Annotated in this window: 17 protein-coding genes and 4 pseudogenes; 10 read left to right on the top strand and 11 right to left on the bottom strand. The window is 63.6% G+C overall.

The genetic code is table 11. The features are described from left to right. Nucleotides 1–11 precede the first annotated feature (11 nt). From B1A87_RS00920 to B1A87_RS00905, 5 genes and pseudogenes are all read left to right on the top strand, one after another. Nucleotides 12–1325: a UDP-glucose/GDP-mannose dehydrogenase family protein gene (locus tag B1A87_RS00920; RefSeq protein WP_078026299.1), complete on the top strand. Its 1314-nt coding sequence runs from the start codon at nucleotides 12–14 to the stop codon at nucleotides 1323–1325. A gap of 130 nt (nucleotides 1326–1455) precedes the next feature. Continuing rightward, the gene (locus tag B1A87_RS00915) at nucleotides 1456–3207 is read left to right on the top strand and encodes a DUF4012 domain-containing protein (RefSeq protein ID WP_260680559.1); all 1752 of its coding nucleotides are present in this window, start codon (nucleotides 1456–1458) and stop codon (nucleotides 3205–3207) included. 167 nt (nucleotides 3208–3374) lie between these two features. After that, a complete protein-coding gene (locus tag B1A87_RS00910; RefSeq protein WP_078026301.1) occupies nucleotides 3375–3980 on the top strand; it encodes an LPXTG cell wall anchor domain-containing protein in 606 nt (201 codons plus the stop codon). Between the two features lie 184 nt (nucleotides 3981–4164). Next, nucleotides 4165–4293: pseudogene (locus B1A87_RS24805) on the top strand (hypothetical protein); the annotation flags it as partial. A gap of 33 nt (nucleotides 4294–4326) precedes the next feature. Beyond that, nucleotides 4327–4653, top strand: a complete 327-nt coding sequence (locus B1A87_RS00905; RefSeq protein WP_185982190.1) for a helix-turn-helix domain-containing protein — start codon at nucleotides 4327–4329, stop codon at nucleotides 4651–4653. A gap of 133 nt (nucleotides 4654–4786) precedes the next feature. Here B1A87_RS00905 and B1A87_RS24495 read toward each other — a convergent pair whose 3' ends face one another. The 3 genes and pseudogenes from B1A87_RS24495 to istA form a co-directional block, all read right to left on the bottom strand. After that, on the bottom strand, nucleotides 4787–5236 hold the full coding sequence (locus B1A87_RS24495) for an ATP-binding protein (RefSeq protein WP_313902432.1): 450 nt from the start codon (nucleotides 5234–5236) through the stop codon (nucleotides 4787–4789). Nucleotides 5237–5337: 101 nt separating this feature from the next. Then, nucleotides 5338–5535: pseudogene (locus tag B1A87_RS24490) on the bottom strand (DNA replication protein); the annotation flags it as partial. A gap of 8 nt (nucleotides 5536–5543) precedes the next feature. Beyond that, nucleotides 5544–6779 carry an IS21 family transposase gene (istA, locus tag B1A87_RS00895; protein WP_144275679.1) on the bottom strand — a complete coding sequence of 412 codons (1236 nt, stop codon included), beginning with the start codon at nucleotides 6777–6779 and terminating at the stop codon, nucleotides 5544–5546. A 15-nt stretch (nucleotides 6780–6794) separates the two neighbouring features. On the opposite strand from istA, the pseudogene B1A87_RS23405 reads away from it, so the two are divergent. Beyond that, a pseudogene (locus tag B1A87_RS23405) lies at nucleotides 6795–7058 on the top strand (IS3 family transposase); the annotation flags it as partial. Between the two features lie 152 nt (nucleotides 7059–7210). After that, nucleotides 7211–7333 (top strand): annotated as a pseudogene (locus B1A87_RS23400) (IS3 family transposase); the annotation flags it as partial. Nucleotides 7334–7408: 75 nt separating this feature from the next. On the opposite strand, the gene galU reads toward B1A87_RS23400, so the two are convergent. Next, entirely contained in the window at nucleotides 7409–8302 is an 894-nt protein-coding gene (gene galU, locus B1A87_RS00880) for a UTP--glucose-1-phosphate uridylyltransferase GalU (protein ID WP_078028698.1), read from the bottom strand. A gap of 87 nt (nucleotides 8303–8389) precedes the next feature. On the opposite strand from galU, the gene B1A87_RS00875 reads away from it, so the two are divergent. Next, entirely contained in the window at nucleotides 8390–8836 is a 447-nt protein-coding gene (locus B1A87_RS00875; protein WP_078028699.1) for a VanZ family protein, read from the top strand. Here the strand turns inward: B1A87_RS00875 and B1A87_RS00870 are convergent. From B1A87_RS00870 to B1A87_RS00840, 7 genes are all read right to left on the bottom strand, one after another. Beyond that, nucleotides 8833–9612 carry an enoyl-CoA hydratase/isomerase family protein gene (locus B1A87_RS00870; RefSeq protein WP_078028700.1) on the bottom strand — a complete coding sequence of 260 codons (780 nt, stop codon included), beginning with the start codon at nucleotides 9610–9612 and terminating at the stop codon, nucleotides 8833–8835. The two genes, B1A87_RS00875 and B1A87_RS00870, sit on opposite strands and share 4 nt — an antisense overlap. Before the next feature lie 30 nt (nucleotides 9613–9642). Beyond that, entirely contained in the window at nucleotides 9643–10869 is a 1227-nt protein-coding gene (paaE, locus tag B1A87_RS00865) for a 1,2-phenylacetyl-CoA epoxidase subunit PaaE (protein WP_078028701.1), read from the bottom strand. Between the two features lie 10 nt (nucleotides 10870–10879). Continuing rightward, nucleotides 10880–11431, bottom strand: a complete 552-nt coding sequence (gene paaD, locus B1A87_RS00860; RefSeq protein WP_078028702.1) for a 1,2-phenylacetyl-CoA epoxidase subunit PaaD — start codon at nucleotides 11429–11431, stop codon at nucleotides 10880–10882. Then, nucleotides 11428–12327, bottom strand: a complete 900-nt coding sequence (gene paaC / locus B1A87_RS00855; protein WP_078028703.1) for a 1,2-phenylacetyl-CoA epoxidase subunit PaaC — start codon at nucleotides 12325–12327, stop codon at nucleotides 11428–11430. The genes paaD and paaC overlap by 4 nt, the downstream gene beginning before the upstream one ends. Nucleotides 12328–12329: 2 nt before the next feature. Then, nucleotides 12330–12725 (bottom strand): 1,2-phenylacetyl-CoA epoxidase subunit PaaB, encoded by a 396-nt coding sequence (paaB, locus tag B1A87_RS00850; RefSeq protein ID WP_078028704.1) that lies wholly within the window; start codon nucleotides 12723–12725, stop codon nucleotides 12330–12332. After that, nucleotides 12722–13741, bottom strand: a complete 1020-nt coding sequence (gene paaA / locus B1A87_RS00845; RefSeq protein WP_078028705.1) for a 1,2-phenylacetyl-CoA epoxidase subunit PaaA — start codon at nucleotides 13739–13741, stop codon at nucleotides 12722–12724. Before paaA ends, paaB begins: the two co-directional genes overlap by 4 nt. Nucleotides 13742–13968: 227 nt before the next feature. Continuing rightward, nucleotides 13969–14727 (bottom strand): IclR family transcriptional regulator, encoded by a 759-nt coding sequence (locus tag B1A87_RS00840; protein WP_078028706.1) that lies wholly within the window; start codon nucleotides 14725–14727, stop codon nucleotides 13969–13971. 169 nt (nucleotides 14728–14896) lie between these two features. Here B1A87_RS00840 and B1A87_RS00835 point away from each other — a divergent pair, with 169 nt between their 5' ends. Then, entirely contained in the window at nucleotides 14897–15652 is a 756-nt protein-coding gene (locus B1A87_RS00835) for an MIP/aquaporin family protein (RefSeq protein WP_078028707.1), read from the top strand. After that, nucleotides 15649–16641, top strand: coding sequence for a dihydroxyacetone kinase subunit DhaK (gene dhaK, locus B1A87_RS00830; RefSeq protein ID WP_078028708.1), 993 nt, complete (start codon nucleotides 15649–15651; stop codon nucleotides 16639–16641). The genes B1A87_RS00835 and dhaK overlap by 4 nt, the downstream gene beginning before the upstream one ends.

Below are 16641 nucleotides of genomic sequence, written 5' to 3'. Positions count from 1 at the left end.
GAAATATCATTATGCGGATTTCAGTAATTGGTTGCGGATACCTGGGTGCCGTACATGCTGCGTGCATGGCGAAGCTCGGACATGAAGTTGTGGGCATCGATGTAGACGGGCAAAAGGTCCTAGAGCTCTCGGCAGCACGCGCGCCCTTTTATGAACCTGGACTGGACGAGCTTCTTCGAGAGGTTCAAGAAACCGGCCGTCTATCCTTTACAACCGAGATGTCGGCCGCTGCAGGCAGTCAGGTCCAGTTCATCTGTGTGGGCACGCCGCAGAAGAAAGGCGAAAACGGCGCTGACATGACCTATGTTGACGCCGCAATCTCCGCGCTATTGCCGCACCTAGCTCCGGGAGTCGTAGTCGTTGGCAAGTCCACCGTTCCCGTGGGCACGGCGGCTCGCCTGGCAGAGCTTGTGGAACATCAAGAACCAACCGCGCACGCAGTGTGGAATCCCGAATTTCTGCGCGAAGGGCACGCAGTCTCGGATACCCTGCGGCCCGATCGGCTCGTCTACGGTGTCACAGATGGTTCCGAGGACCACCCCGCCGTCGCAATACTTGACGAAGTATATGCGGAGTCGCTAGCCGCAGGCACCCAGCGACTCGTCACCGACCACCCCACGGCTGAACTCGTCAAGGCCGCAGCGAACTCCTTTCTGGCTACTAAGATTTCCTTCATTAATGCCATGGCAGAAGTATGCGAGGCCTCAGGTGCGGATGTCACTCGGCTTGCCGACGCCATCGGCATGGACGACCGAATCGGGAGGAAGTTCCTTAACGCGGGCATCGGATTTGGAGGTGGATGCCTTCCGAAGGATATTCGGGCCTTTATGGCACGTGCCGGCGAATTGGGCGCGGACCAGGCGCTAACTTTTCTCCGCGAAGTGGACGCCATTAATATGCGCCGCAGGACACGCGTGGTCGAAATTACGCGCGAGTTATGCGGGGGGTCGCTCCTTGGGAAGCGAATAACTGTGCTTGGGGCAGCCTTCAAGCCAGAAAGCGATGATGTGCGGGACTCGCCCGCCCTAAGCATCGCTGCGCAGCTCCAGCTGCAAGGCGCCATAGTGACTGTAAGTGATCCGAAAGCCCTCGCGAATGCGGTGAGGCGATTTCCGGAACTGCAGTATGAACCAGACCTGGAGAAAGCCGTCCGTCGGGCGGACGCGCTCCTGCTTCTGACTGAATGGCAGCTGTACCGCGACCTTGACCCCTTCGAATTAGCGGGTCTGGTAGCGTCGCCACGCATCCTCGACGGCCGCAATGTGCTGGAAGCTCCCAAATGGAGAGCAGCCGGATGGACGTATCGCGGCATGGGACGGCCTTAGGATGGAGGCTGAGGTGCGGGAGACGAACCCCAGTGAAAACCGCGAACGGCGAACAAGATCTGCTGCCGCCGAGAAGCAACTGCGACGTCATCGACTGCTAGTCGCAGGGGCGTGGACGGCTGGATTATGTGTGATCTCCATCGCGGCTGTGGCCTGGCTAGGAGTGAAAGCTACAACCATAAAGAGCGAACTTGAGGCCGCATCACAGCTAATTCCAGTCCTCAAGCAGAAAATTGCGGACAACAATCCGCAAGAGGCCGGCGCGGCAGTCGATAAACTTCGCTCTCACGCCGCCGCAGCACGCGAGGCTGCAGGAGACCCGCTTTGGACCTTAGCGTCCGCGATTCCAGGACTCGGCGCGAACTTCAGCGCGGCGGCTGAAGTGGCACGTTCTGCCGACGACGTGGCCGCCTTGGGCGTTGCCCCTCTCGTGGCAGTCTTTGATTCCCTCAATTGGAACAGCCTCCTCCCAAGCAGCGGCCACACGAACCTCGGACCACTTCAACAGGCAGCTCCAAGTATTTCGTCGGCAGCCCATGCCGTCCGAACATCGGCCAAGAGATTGTCAAGCATTGATTCCGACAGCTTGCTGCCGCAGGTTGCCGAACCGTTGGCCCGAGCTCGTGAGCAGCTCCAAGCAGTGACTGGCGCGTTGGATACGGCCGCCGATGCTTCCCAGGTTGCCCCTGCAATGTTGGGAGCCAATGGCAGCCGCAGCTATTTGCTAATGATTCAGAACAACGCCGAAACCCGTGCGTCCGGTGGAATCCCCGGTGCACTCGCTGTGCTTTCGCTCGACAAGGGCAAGCTGACCTTGGGGGCGCAAAGCAGCGCTGGCGCCATCGGCGTTATGTCCCCGGTTTTTCCCGTAGACCCTGAGCAGCAGCAAATCTATTCGGAGCGCCTCGGTAAATACATGCAGGATGTAAACTTGACGCCCGATTTCCCGACCGCTGCAGACACTGCGCAAGCGATGTGGGAGAGAAAGACAGGACAGAGGGTTGACGGCGTAATCTCGATAGACCCAATTGCGCTGGGTTACATACTGGACGCGACTGGCCCCGTCAAAGTCGAGCCGAGGCTAGTCGCCCTCGCCGGCGGCGGCTTGCCCGCGGAACTAAACGGTAAGAACGTCGTGCGAACCCTGCTTTCGGACGTCTACTCCCAGATTGAACAGCCCAAAATCCAAGATGCATACTTCGCGGGCGTGGCTCAGGAAATCTTCACCGCGCTGTCCAACGGCAAGGCCAATGCCAAGCGCTTGATCCAAGGCATTTCTCGTGGAACGGTCGAAGGCCGCATTCTTCTTTGGTCGGCCTCTGCGAATGACCAGGCGGTGCTGGCGAAGTACCCGCTTAGCGGTTCTATCGCCGGCCCGAGCATCTCACCCGCTCAGTTTGGTGTCTATCTCAACGATGGCACCGGCGCCAAGATGGACTACTACGTCAAGCGAACAGTGCAGCTTGTCAAGGAATGCGCCCAAGACGGCTACGCCCACGTCAATGTCCGTGTGACAAGTACCAACACGGCGCCACCGGACGCAGCAACGTCGTTGCCCGAATATGTGACCGGGGGCGGTGCCTTTGGTGTTCCCGAAGGCATGGTACAAACGAACATCGTGGCTTACGGCCCAAGCCAATCCAATGTCGACACAGCCTTGGTCGACGGCAAGAAGGTCAACTTCAGTGCCCAGAGGCACAGCGGTCGGCCTGTGGGAGCCGTCATGGTCCGCCTTGCACCCGGCGAAAGCAGGACCGTCGAGTTTACCTTCGGCAAGATAGTGCAGCACACCGAACCGCAGCTGTCCGTAACGCCAACGGTTCAGGCGCTCAAGGACGTGGTTTTGGACACGATTCCAGCAAAATGCGTGCCAGCTGCGTAGCTACCTCATTAACAGTATGTAAAGTGTCTGGATTCACTTTGGAATCACCCTTGCCGTGGTGATAACCTCTCTTTGGGCAAGACAACGAGATTCACCCCACGGTCACATGGGGATGGGGAATCTCCACAATAATGTGACATCCGTGTAAAAGGTCTCAGGGGGACAAATTGAAGAAGTCTATTGCTGCGCTCGCGCTTGCAGGCACCATCGCACTCACCGGTGCCGTACCGGCCATGGCCACAACAAACAACTACGTTCCCGGCACCGGCACCGGCACCGTAACTGATGGCACGGTAACTCCGGGCCAGGTATTCACCTTCTCGGGCACCGGATTCCTTGCCGGTGAAACCATCACCATCACCGTCACCATCACCAGCACCCCGCAGGCACTGGGCGGCGGATTCTCGGGCGGCGCAAGCATGGCTGTCCCGTCCAAGATCAACGTACTGGCTGCTCCGCAGACGTTCACCACGACCGCAGCTGCCGACGGATCCTTCGCATTCCCGCTTAGCCTCAGCGAACCGGGAACCTACACCCTGACGGCCGTTGGCAACACCTCGGGCCACAAGGTCACTCAGAGCGTTACTGTCGTGGCAGCTGCCGGAACCGGCACCGGCCTCTCCAACACCGGCGCCAACGGCGCTGGCCTGGCCAACACCGGTGCTGACTCCAGCCTCATCCTGTGGTCACTGATCGGTGGCGGCGCACTGGTAGCTGGCGCCGCCTCGGTGGTTGTAGTTCGCCGCCGTGCAAACGCTGACGCTTCCGCATAAGCACTAGGTATCAAAAGCACTAAAAGAGGCGGTTGATTCTCCGGTTTCCGGGGAATCAACCGCCTCTCGCTTTACCTTAAATACAGGTCTGGATCCCTAGCTGAGAAATGCCCGCCGCGAGAGATTGAACTGCTCCCCGAAAGTTGGACTGAGAAATCAGTCCTGACTTTAGGGGAGCAGTTTTATGCGCGGAAGCAGTTCCTTGTCCAAGGACCAACGCGAGGCCGCGGTAGCTTTGTTTGAGACCGGGTGGGGCGCCAGGTCCGTGGCAACGAGGCTCGGGGTGAGTTGGCGGGCTGTAAGCGGGTTACGTCACCGGTGGAGAGTTCGCGGAGGGACGACGCTAGTGACCAAGCCGACCAAGCGGCAATTTTCATATGAGTTCAAGCTCGCGGTTGTGCAGCGGTATCTGGCGGGAGAGACCAAGGTTGCCTTGGCAAAGGAGTTCCAGCTGTCCGGCCCCGCTCTGATCAAGAACTGGGCTAGCCGGTACCGGAACGAGGGCGACGACGGACTGCGCCCGAAACGGAAAGGCCGCCCGAAGACACCTCCTGAGTCGCCGGCGCAGCCGGAGTCGGAACTGCAACGGTTGCGGCGCGAGAATGAGCGCCTGCGGGCTGAAGTCGCTTTCCTGGGAAAAGTACAGGCCTTGAGGGACGAGGAACGGCGGTAAAGGTCCGCGCCGTCATCGCTCTCAAGGCCGAGCACCGGATGGACGTGCTCCTGGACGTCGCGGGACTGGTGTTAACGCCAACCGAAAATAGGGCCAGTTTTGCCGACTGAAAACAGGGCCACTGGTTGCTGTTCTATTGTGCCTGAAGCTGGGTTCTTGTCTTGTTCCGGAGCCGGTAGCTGCTGCCGGTGAGGTTCAGGACTTCTGCGTGGTGAACGATCCGGTCGATCATCGCCGAGGCCACTGTCGCGTCGCTGAAGACCTCGCCCCACCTGCTGAAGGCGAGGTTGCTGGTAAGCACCAGGGAGGCGTGTTCATAGCGGGATGAGACGAGCTGGAAGAACAGGTTGGCCGAGTCCTGGTCGAAGGGGATGTAGCCGACTTCGTCAACGATGAGCAGCTTGTATCGGCGCAACTTGGCCAGCTCCTGGGGCAGGCGGCCGCGGTCGTGGGCTTCGGCCGGTCTCGACACCCACCCGGTCGCGGTGTCGAACAGGACGCGGTGCCCCGCGCGCGCGGCCCGGATCCCGATCCCGACGGCCAGATGGGTCTTCCCGGTGCCAGGCGGGCCGAGCAGGACCACGTTCTTGGCTTCCTCCAGGAAGACCCCGGTGCCCAGATGCGCGCGACGAGGTTCCGGTCCGCGGCAGGCTGGTGGTCGAAGTTGAACTCTTCCAGCAGCTTGTGTCCGGGGAACCTCGCTGCCCTGATCCGCAGGGCGGCCCCGGAGGCCTCGCGTTCGGCGACCTCGCGGGAGAGGACAGCAGCGAGGTATTCCTCGTGTGACCAGCCTGCCTCCCGGGCCCGGTCCCCGAGGGTCCGGTAGCCGTCGGCGATCCGCGGGGCGCGCAGTGCTCGGGCGTAGTACTCGATGTCCTTCACTGCAGCGCTCACCGTCCTGCCCCGGAGAGCTCGCGGGCATCGTCGGGGATGGCGACACCGAACAGTTCGTCATAGATCGACAGGTCCCGTTCCTCCACCACCGTGGACCGTCCGGCCTTGACGCTGCGGTGGATCCGTCGGAGGGAGGCGGCCTTGTCCACGTGCCCGGGGTCGGTGAAGATCTGGTGCCTGGCCCACCGCCGCTCGTGCCTGGCCAGCAGCCGGCCGTCTGCGCTCACGGTCACCTTTTCCAGGTCTGCTTCGACGTTCACGATCCGCCCGATCGCGCCCGGGTCCACGGAATAGTCGTTGGAGAAGACCCGCACGTAGTAGTCCCGTGGCAGCCGGACGCTGCTGCGGAAGGCGAACTCGGGCGCCACCGGCGTCAAGGGCCGCATCGCATCCCGGTCCCGGACGAAAAGCTCGACCGGACGGCCATGACGGGTCCGGGAGTAGCGGGCGTTCGCGCGCGGCAGCCAGTCCCCGAGCTGGTCGTTGAAATCTAGCGGGGACGCGAACGTCCGACCGGGCATAAAGCCCTGGCGGAAGTAACGGTTCATCCGCTCCACGATGCCCTTGGATTCCGGATCCCGTGGCGGCAACTGCCGGATCTCGCAGCCCAGCACGCCGGCGAACGCCGCCGCCGGCTCGGTCAGCCGGCCCTGGCCGATCCCTGATTCGTTGTCCCAGACCAGCTGTTTGGGGACTGCACCGGCCTCCTGCAGCAGCGACCACATCCCGCCCAGCAGATCAAAGGTCGTGCGGGTCGGCAGCATCCTGGCCTGGATGTATCCGGAGAACGCGCTCGTCATCACCAGCACCGGAGGCTTGCCCTCTTGCCCGCGCCCCAGGGGCAGGGGTTCATGGGGAAACCACAAATCGCACTGCATCGCCTGGCCCGGCTCATGGACCAGCCGGTCCACCGGATCCGCCGGCATATACTCGGGCCGGAGTCCACGGACCTTGTCCCGGAACAAGGATGCAGATCCCGTCCAGCCGACGCGTTCGGCCAGTACCGAGGCCGGCATCGTCGGCGTCTGCACCAACAAGGCCCGGACCTGCGGCGCGTAACCATCGAAGCTCGAACCGGCCGGCTTCCGCTCATACTTCGGCGGCCGCTCCGCCTCCAACGCCCGGTCCACTGTCCCCCGGGAAACCCCGAGCTGTTTAGCCAGCTCCCTCTTGGAGATTTTCTCCGTCGCGTATCGGTGGCGTATCTGCGCCCAAACATCCAATGTGATCACCTTCCATAATGGTCAGTGGCCTCATTTTCAGTTGGCGTTTTTGGCCCTATTTTCGGTTGGGTTCAACAACTGGCCCGCTCGACCTTCTTCTATCACCAGGCCCGTCTCCAGGGTCCTGACCCACAAGCTTCATTCAAGTCCGCAGTCACGGAGATCTTCACGAAGAACCATGGCCGATACGGGCACCGGCGCATCCATACGGAACTGCTCAAGCAAGGCTGGGTGACCGCAAAGAAGACCGTGCTCAAGCAAATGCGGGCGTTCGGGCTGGTCTGCAAGGTCCGGCGGAAAAGCGCTACATCTCCTACCAAAGCGAACAGGGCGTCGTTGCGCCGAACCTCTGAGCCGGAAGTTCGACACCGCTGTCCCGGACCAGAAGCGGGTCATCGATCTGACCGAATTCAGCGTTCTTTGACCGCGTCGGGTTTGTCAGCACCGACGCACTGGCAGCTCAGCTCAACGACTACATCCACTGGCACAACACCGAACATATCTCGACAAAGCTCGAGGGCCTGAGCCCGGTGCAATACCGTGCCCAGGCCCTCGCGGCTTAGGATCCTATTTGGCCAGTCCAACTATCGGGGAGCAGTTCAGATTCGCGACTGGCATTCTTCGTTGGACCTGTTGGATTAGCCGTTGAATTCCTTCATCCAGGACTTCAGGTCCTCCCCGAATTCCGCGCGTTCCGACGCCAACGTGATCACGGCCTTCAAGTAGCTGAGCTTGTCGCCAGTGTCATACCGCCTGCCGCGGAAGACGACGCCGTAAACACCGGAGCCCTCCCCCTCGCTGGCCGCCAACGTCTGCAAAGCGTCCGTCAGCTGGATCTCGCCGCCGCGGCCAGGTTCCGTCGTCTCCAGGACGTCGAATACCGCCGGGTGCAGCACGTAGCGTCCGATCACGGCCAGGTTCGAGGGCGCCTCGTCGACGGAGGGCTTTTCCACGAGGCTATTGACGCGGACGTACTCCTCGCCGGCGATCGCCGAAATGTCGGCGCAGCCGTAGGCACTGATCTGGGACGGCTCCACTTCGATCAGTGCAATCACTGAACCGCCGGTCTTGGCCTGGACATCCATCATGGTGGTCAGGAGCTCGTCCCGCTCGTCAATGAGGTCATCACCCAGCAAGACAGCAAACGGCTCATCCCCGACGTGCTGGCGGCCGCACAGGACGGCATGCCCCAGGCCCTTGGGCTCGCCCTGGCGTACGTAGTGGATGGGCCCAAGGCCGGAGGCGTGCTGGACGGCGTCCAGGCGGGTCTGATCGCCCTTCAATTCCAGGGTGCGCTCCAGCGCAGGTGCGCGGTCGAAGTGATCCTCCAGCGCCCTCTTGTTTCGGCCGGTGATCATCAGCACGTCCGTCAGGCCGGCATTCACGGCCTCCTCAACGACGTACTGAATGGCCGGTGCGTCCACCACCGGCAGCATTTCCTTCGGCATCGCCTTGGTGGCAGGCAAAAAACGCGTACCCAGACCGGCTGCCGGAATAACTGCCTTACGAACTGATTTCCCCAATGTTTTCATGAGAGAACCCTATAAATTGACTCGCAAATTGCGAAATTTTGTGCCAAGATTTCGGTCCCACAGACTGGTACGCGTAGTTTCGTAGGTATGGGTAAATGGGGGCAGTCAAACGCAGAACGCGTGACGCGCGTGCTGCTGGCTGTCTACCTCGTGGGGCTCGCGGGCGTGGCATTCTGGCCAACCCCTGTTGACCGGCCGGTCGCGGGCCGGCTCCAGACGGTACTGTTTGCCCTCCACCATGCCGGGCTTCCGGTGCTGATCAACTACAACTTCGTGGAATTCGCGTCCAACATCCTCATGTTCGCGCCCATCGGGGCCCTTGCAGCACTGGCATTTCCCGCCTTCCACCGTGGACGGATTGTCCTCGCCGGGTTCCTGGCGTCGTGCGCGATGGAACTCGGGCAGTTGCTTTTCCTGCATGACCGGGTCCCGAGCGCGATGGATATTGTGGCGAATACCAGTGGGGCGATCCTGGGATTGTGGGTGCTGGGCGTGGTGGAGAGCTGGCTTCGACAAAACCAGCCAGCGGACTAGCCCTTGAACTGCGGCTCGCGCTTTTCCTGGAACGCTCGGAAGCCTTCCGCGTAGTCGTCGCTCTTGCACAGCCTGGCCTGCTCGGCGTTCTCCTCTTTCATGGAGTCCCACAGGCCCAGGCGCTGGTCGCGGATGTGCGCCACCAGCTCCTTGCTGGCCTTGAACGCGCCCGTGGCTCCGGTTGCCACCTTCGCCACAATCGCGCGCGTGGAGTCCAGCAGTTCGTCTGCCGGCATGGCACGGCTGAACATACCCTTTGCCACGGCCTCGCCGCCCGTCATCAGCTCCGCCGTGTAGATCAGGTCCAGCGTCCGGTGCATGCCCAGCCGCTCCGTGAAGTACCAGTGCCCGCCCGAATCCAGCGTGGCACCCAGTTTGGCGAACGGCGATCCGAACTTCGCGTTATCCGCCACGTACACCACGTCCGTGGCCAGCAGCAGCCCCAGGCCCACTCCCAGGCAGGCGCCGTGGGCGGCGGCGAACGTCGGCGCCGGAAAGGCGCTCATCTTCTGCAGCAGCGGCTGCACCAGCCCGCCCAGGTACGCCTCGGCGTCGTCGTTCTCCGGCGTCACGCCGGCGATGTCCCGGCCCGCGCAGAAGGCGCGTCCTTCTCCCCTCAGCAGCAGCGCCCGCACCTCACCGCGGCCGGCGGCGGCAGCGGCGTCGTCGTACGCCTGTGTTAAATCCCTGAGCGCTTGCTCATCCAGGGAGTTCAGCTTGTACGGGGCGTTGAGGACCACTTCGGCGATGCCGTTGGCGATGGAGAGGGAGATCATGGAGGCTCCTATGAGTTGAGACCGGGAAAACTACACGTCGAAGTCGACGGTGACTTCTTTGCTCGTCGGGTGGGACTGGCAGGTCAGGACGTAGCCCCTGTCCAGTTCATCCTGCTCCAGCGCGTAGTTCTCGTCCATGGTCACGGTGCCGGTGACCAGCTTGGCGCGGCACGTGCCGCACACTCCCCCGGCACACGCGAACGGCACGTCCGGGCGGACGCGCAGCGCCGCGTTGAGGATGGACTCGCGGGCGTGCGTGGGGCTGGTGACGTCGCCCTGCAGGCCGTCCAGCTTGAACGTGATCTTGTAGGTGTCCGCCGAGGCGTCCTCACTCACCGGCCGGCCGGCGTTGCCCTCGGGGCGGTCCGGCTTGCCTGAGGTGAACAGCTCGAACCTGACATGCTCGGGCTTCACGCCGCGCTCCGCCAGGGTGTCCCGGCACAGCTGCACCAGCTCGAACGGCCCGCACAGGAACCACTCGTCAACGTCGTCCGCGTGGATGGCGGTGCCCAGCAGCGCCCGCAGCTTCTCGGCGTCGATCCTGCCGCTCAGCAGCGGCGCGATCCGCTGCTCGCGGGACAGCACGTGGTGCAGCGCCAGGCGCGACGGGTACCTGTCCTTCAGGTCCGCGAGCTCCTCCAGGAACATCACGTCCATGGCGGCCTTGTTGGCATAGATGAGGTCGAACCGGGTGTCCGGGTTCGCGGCCAGCAGCGTGCGGGCAATCGCGATCACCGGCGTGATGCCCGAGCCCGCGGCGATCGCCACGAAGCTGCCCGGCTCCCCCGCCAGCTCCTCCGGGTGGTTCATCGAGTTCATGACGTTCTGCTCCACGGCCTGGCCGTCCCGGCCGTGCTTGGACACGAACGCGCCCATGGGACTCATGACGTCCAGGGTGTCCCCGGCCTTCAGCTCCGCGTTGGCCCACGTGGAGAACAGCCCGCCCAGGTCCTTCTTGATGGCCACCCGGATCTCGCTGCTGCCGTCCGCGAAGCTCCGCGGCTCGGCGCAGATGGAGTAGCTGCGGCGGATCTCCTTCGGCTCGCCGGCCTCATCCGGCAGCGTGGTGCGCAGGGCCACGTACTGGCCCGGCAGGTAGTCGAAGTGCCCGGCGAGCTCGGCCGGCACCGCGAAGGTCACCTCGATGGCGTCCTCGGTAAGCCGGCGCACCTCCGCGACGGTGAGGGTGTGGAAGGACGGACGACGGCGGCCGGTGGCCTGCGCCTGTTCGGCGGCTGTCTGGCGGACAACGGGCATGGCAGATTCCTTACAGGACTTTGAAGTAGTCGAACGGTTCCTTGCAGTCCTGGCACACGTACAGCGCCTTGCAGGAGGTGGAACCGAAGCGGGTGAGTTCCTTGGTGTTCAGCGACGAGCACTGCGGGCACTTCACGGCCAGGCTGAGCCGGACCGGGCCGGAGTGTCCCCCGGCGGCGGCCCTGCCGCTGGGCGGGGCGATGCCGTACTCCTGCAGCTTGGCCTTGCCGGCGTCCGTCATCCAGTCCGTGGTCCAGGCCGGGGCCAGCACCAGCTCCACGTGGACGCTGGGGTAGCCCTCCTTGCGGAACGCGGCCTTGAGGTCGTCGCGGATGGCGTCCATCGCGGGGCAGCCCGAGTACGTGGGCGTGATGGTGACCTGCACGGCGGGCACCATCCCGCCGTCGTCGAACAGCCGTACATTGCGCAGGATCCCGAGGTCCTCGATGGTGAGCACCGGGATTTCCGGATCGCACACCGTGGCGGCGACGGCCCACGCCTTCTGCTCGGCAGTGGCCTCCGCAGTCCGCGTGCCCGATTCCTGAACGTACACGGCAGTCACCAGCTTGCTCCGGGATGCTCCCGGGCCAGGACCTGCATCTCGGCGAGGATGTAGCCCAGGTGCTCGGAGTGCCTGCCGCGGCGTCCGCCGCCCGGCGCTGCCGGCGTCTGCGGCACCTCCAGCCCGGCTTCGGCCAGGACCTCGCCGGTGAGGCGGTCAAAGTCCGCCCTCAGGCTGGAAGGCTCGACGGCGGCCCCGGCTTCAGCCAGGCGCGTGGTCAGCTCATCATCCGCGAAGAGCTCGCCCACGTACGGCCAGACCAGCTTCAGGCCGTGGATCATCTTCTGCCGGGACACCTCGGTGCCCTGCGCCAGCCGGAGGATCCACTGGGCGCTGTGGTCGCGGTGGTAGTCCACTTCCTTCACGGCCTTGGCGGCGATGGCGGCCAGCGTGGCGTCCGTGGACTCGGTCAGCCGGCGGTACAGCTCGAACTGGTAGTAGCTCACAACGAACTGGCGCGCGATGGTGACCGCGAAGTCGCCGTTGGGCTGCTCGAACAGGTGGGCCGAGCGGAACTCGTGCTCGCGGCGGAAGTAGGCGAGATCGTCCTCGCTCTTCCCCCACGCTCCCCCGGCGTAGGTGAGGAAGGACCGGGCGTGGCCCAGCTGGTCCAGGCCGATGTTGCCCAGGGCCACGTCCTCCTCCAGCTCCGGGGCACGGGAGATCCAGTGGCCCAGGCGCTGGGCCAGGATGAGGGCGTCGTCGCCCAGGCGCAGCGCGTACTCGGCCACCTCCGCAGAGGGCTTTACCAGGCCGGTGCGGACCTCGAGCGCGATGTCCTCGGGGCGAAGCGCATTGCCCGGCGTGATGCGGGTGGCGCTGGCGGAGGAGTCGCCGCTGCCGGCCACGCCCACGGAGATGTCGCCGTGGCCGCTGGTTTCTGTGTGTTCCGGCATGGTCACAGGTGCTTCACCCCTTCGCTCTTGGTGTAGTACGTGGCGTGCCGGTAGTCCTTGCCCTGCGGCGACTCGAAGAACGAACCCTTCGCATCGGGATCGCTAGCGGCGATGGCATCGGCCGGGACCACCCAGATGGACACGCCCTCGTTGCGGCGGGTGTACAGGTCGCGGGCGTTGCGCAGGGCCATGGCGGCGTCCGGCGCGTGCAGGCTGCCCGCGTGCACGTGCGAGAGCCCGCGGCTGGACCGGACAAAGACCTCCCAGAGCGGCCAGACGCTGCGATGCATCGAGGCTGACTCAGTGGTTGGTGCCGGACCTGCGGGGACCTTGGCAGCCGAGTTTTCTACTGCTCCGGCGGAGCTGGCCGGTACTTCCGGGTTGCCGTGGGGGCTCATGCTGCGTATTCCTTCTCTGCGTGCTTGCGTGCCTGTTTGTCCGCATAAGCTGCGGCTGCTTCGCGAACCCAGGCGCCGTCGTCGTGCGCTTCGCGGCGGCGCTCAAGCCGCTGGGCGTTGCAGGGGCCGCGGCCGGCGAGGACTTCCTTGAACTCTTCCCAGTCCAGCGGTCCGTGCTCCCACTTCTTGGTTTCTTCGTTGAAGCGGACTTCGCTGTCCGGGAGGGTGAGGCCCAGGACCCTGACCTGCTCCACCATCATGCCCACGAAGCGGCTGCGCAGTTCATCGTTGCTGAACCGCTTGATGTTCCAGGCCATGGACTGCTTGGAGTTGGGTGAATCGTCATCCGGTGGGCCGAACATCATCAGCGCCGGGGCGTACCAGCGGTTCACGGCGTCCTGGGCCATCTGCTTCTGCGCGGGCGTGCCGTGGGAGAGTTCCAGCAGGATCTCGAAGCCCTGGCGCTGGTGGAAGGATTCTTCCTTGCAGATGCGCACCATGGCCCGGCCGTAGGGGCCGTAGGAGGCGCGGCAGAGCGGCACTTGGTTGCAGATGGCGGCGCCGTCCACCAGCCAGCCGATCGCGCCCATGTCCGCCCAGGTCAGGGCCGGGTAGTTGAAGATCGAGGAGTAGCGGGCCTTACCGGCGATGAGGTCGTCCATCATCCTGTCGCGGCTCTGGCCCAGCGTCTCGGCGGCCGAGTAGAGGTACAGCCCGTGGCCGGCCTCGTCCTGGACCTTGGCCATCAGGATGGCCTTGCGCTTCAGGCTCGGCGCGCGGGAGATCCAGTTGGCCTCCGGCTGCATGCCGATGATTTCCGAGTGCGCGTGCTGCGAAATCTGGCGCAGGAGGGTCTTGCGGTACGCGGCCGGCATCCAGTCCTTCGGCTCGATCCGGGAGTCCTCGGACATGACGCGGTCAAAGTACGCCTGCCCCTCCGCCTCGAGCTGTGCCGCCCGCTCCTGATCCTCTGGGGACAGTGCCTCAGGCACTGGCTGCAGATTCTGCGATGCCATGGTTGCTCCTATGCATTCACGTGCGTACTCGGAAATAATTACCGACCGTTCGTTCAGGATATGCGGAAGCCGCGAAGGGCGTCAAGCACGGCGGCGCAGACAAAAGTGCCGTCGGCTTCTCTCGAAGCCGACGGCACTAGGTCGGATTGCAGACTGGGCCGGAGCCGTATTACTTCAGGTAGGCGGCTAGTGCCTCACGAGAAGGCCGGAGCGAAAATCCGTGCGGACTAGCGGGCACCTTGGGAGGACCAGACGGAAGCCCCGAGTTCCCGTGAAATTGTCCGTGCGGCGTCGCGCAGTTCGCGAACGGTGGCCTCGCTGGCTGGCCACTCGCTCGCGGGGATTACTACCGACAGCACGGCGACGACCAAGCCGCTTTCATCGTAGACGGGGGCAGCAATGGAAGCCTCGCCAATCACCGCCTCCTCGTACTCCAACCCGAGCGCGTTTTTCCGCACTTCCTCAAGCTGTGAACGGAGAACGACAGGGTCTGTGATCGTATCGCCGGTGAATTCGGCCAGCGGCTTGCTGAGCACGTCATTTTCGAGCTCGGGATTGAAGGCGAGCAGCACTTTTCCAAGAGCAGAGGCGTGGGCGGGCAGGTTGAGTCCTGTTTCCGGCATTTGCTCTGTGCCGTCGGGGCGGCGGTCGTGATGAATGATCAAAACCTCATCGAGAAGGTTCACTCCTAATCGGCTCGCGTAACCGGTCCGCCAAGACAACTCATGCATCCACCGCATTGCGCGGGAGCGGACATCCAGCGTGTCGAGGTAGACGCTCGAAAGTTTCAGCAGCGCCGGACCAAGGGCATACCGATTTCCCGAGCTTTCCTGAGCGACCAGCCCGTGCGCCTGCAGTGACTTCACGAGCCCATGGACGGTGGACGGCGGAAGCTCCAACGCGGCGGCCAGTTCGGAGATTCCAAGGCGCCTGGCGCCCTGGAGGAGCCCGAGGATCTTGGCCGCGCGGTCAATCGACTGGATCACGGACCCACTCTCCCATCGTCGATTGGCTTCTCATTCCTCCGAGTCAATTTAGCCCCTTGACAGCCGGGAACGCTAACCGGCATGATTCGATATTACCGAATCAGAGTCGACAATGTCGAATCTGAATCTTCGTCTAATTTCATCCACTGTTCAAAGGAGAACTTTCGTCATGGACGAAAACCGCATGTGGCAGCGCCTCGCTGCCGAGTTTCTGGGGACCGCGTTCCTCGTCTTCGTGGGCGTAGGATCCGTCCCTGCCCTCGCCATCGCCCGCGGCGACCAGCCGTTTACCGGCTCGGAGCTGGGCTTCATCTCCCTGTCGTTTGGTGCAGTGGTCATTGGCACCGTCTACGTCTTTGGCTACATTTCCGGAAACCACATCAACCCCGCAGTAACCGTGGGGCTGGCCGCCACAGGGAAGTTCCCGTGGCGCGACGTGCCGGGATACCTCGGAGCCCAGGTACTGGGTGCTATTGCAGGCTCCTTCGCGATCATCGCAGTGCTCGGCCAGAAGGCCAGTGAACTGGGCCTCGGAGTGGCGGCGTATGGTGACATCCCCGTCTGGCAGGCTTTCACCGCCGAGTTCATTGGCACTTTCCTGCTTGTCTTCACAGTGTTCGGCGTGATCCACCGCAAGGCCGCACCGGGCTTTGCTGGGATCGTCATCGGGTTCATCGTGTTCGCCGCAATCATCCCGGTCGCACCGGTCACCGGGGCATCGATCAACCCCGCCAGGACCACCGGGCCGATGCTCGTACAGTCCCTGATGGGCGGAACCGTTCACTGGGAACAGTGGCCCGTTTACGTGATCGCCGAAATTGCCGCGGGCGTCGCCGCCGGACTGTTGTTCGGTCTCATCTCACGCACCCAGGCTGACCGCACCTCCCTCACCGAGGCGCTGACCGAGCAGGAGTCCCGGGCATGAACATGCTGATCAACTCCCCGCAGACACTGCTGGCAGACGCCCTACGAGGCTTCGCCGCAGCCCACGGACAGCTGTCAGTGGACTTCGAGAACCGCATCGTTTTCAGCGCCGCACCGCGGGAAGGCCGCGTCGCGCTGGTCTCCGGAGGCGGCTCGGGCCACGAACCGCTGCACAGCGGGTTGGTCGGCGCTGGAATGCTGGACGCCGCGTGCGCAGGTGAGATCTTTACGTCACCGACTCCGGACCAGATTCTGGCCGCCGCTACCCGGGTGGACACCGGGGCGGGCGTGCTCTTCGTCGTCAAGAATTACACCGGCGACCTGCTCAATTTTGAAATGGCCGCCGAGCTCGCCCGGGAACAGGGTATCGAGGTCGCCTCGGTCGTCGTCGCTGACGACGTCGCGGTGGAGGACTCCACCTGGACAGCGGGCCGGCGCGGTGTCGGCACCACGCTGATTCTGGAAAAGGTTGCAGGCGCCGCAGCGGCCCGCGGCTGGTCCCTTGAGAAGGTACATGGGCTCGCCGAGCGGATCGCCGAGGCGGGACGTTCCATGGGGGCGGCGCTTACCAGCTGCATTGTTCCTTCCGTAGGCAGGCCCAGCTTCGATCTGCCTGAGGGCGAAATGGAGCTCGGCGTCGGTATCCACGGCGAACCAGGACGCAAGCGCGTATCGGTGATGTCGGCCGCGGAACTGTCCGACGCGCTGGTCGAGTCGATCACCACAGACTATGACTTCAGCGGCAAACCGGTTATCGCCTTGCTGACCGGCCTGGGAGGAACCCCGCTGATCGAGCTCTATGCAATGTTCGCCGAGGTCTCCGACCGCCTCAAGGAACGCAACATCACGGTGGCCCGATCCTTGGTCGGAAACTATGTCACCAGCCTCGACATGGCGGGTTGTTCCCTGACTCTGGTCGGTGCAGACGACGAAATTCTCGATTTGTGGGACGCGCCGGTGAACACCCCGGCCCTCCGCTGGAAGGATTGA

Origin of the sequence: Arthrobacter sp. KBS0703, assembly GCF_002008315.2 — a bacterium.
Lineage (GTDB): Bacteria > Actinomycetota > Actinomycetes > Actinomycetales > Micrococcaceae > Arthrobacter.
Note: the sequence above shows the minus strand (reverse complement) of the source record. Positions and strands in the feature narration are given on the sequence as shown.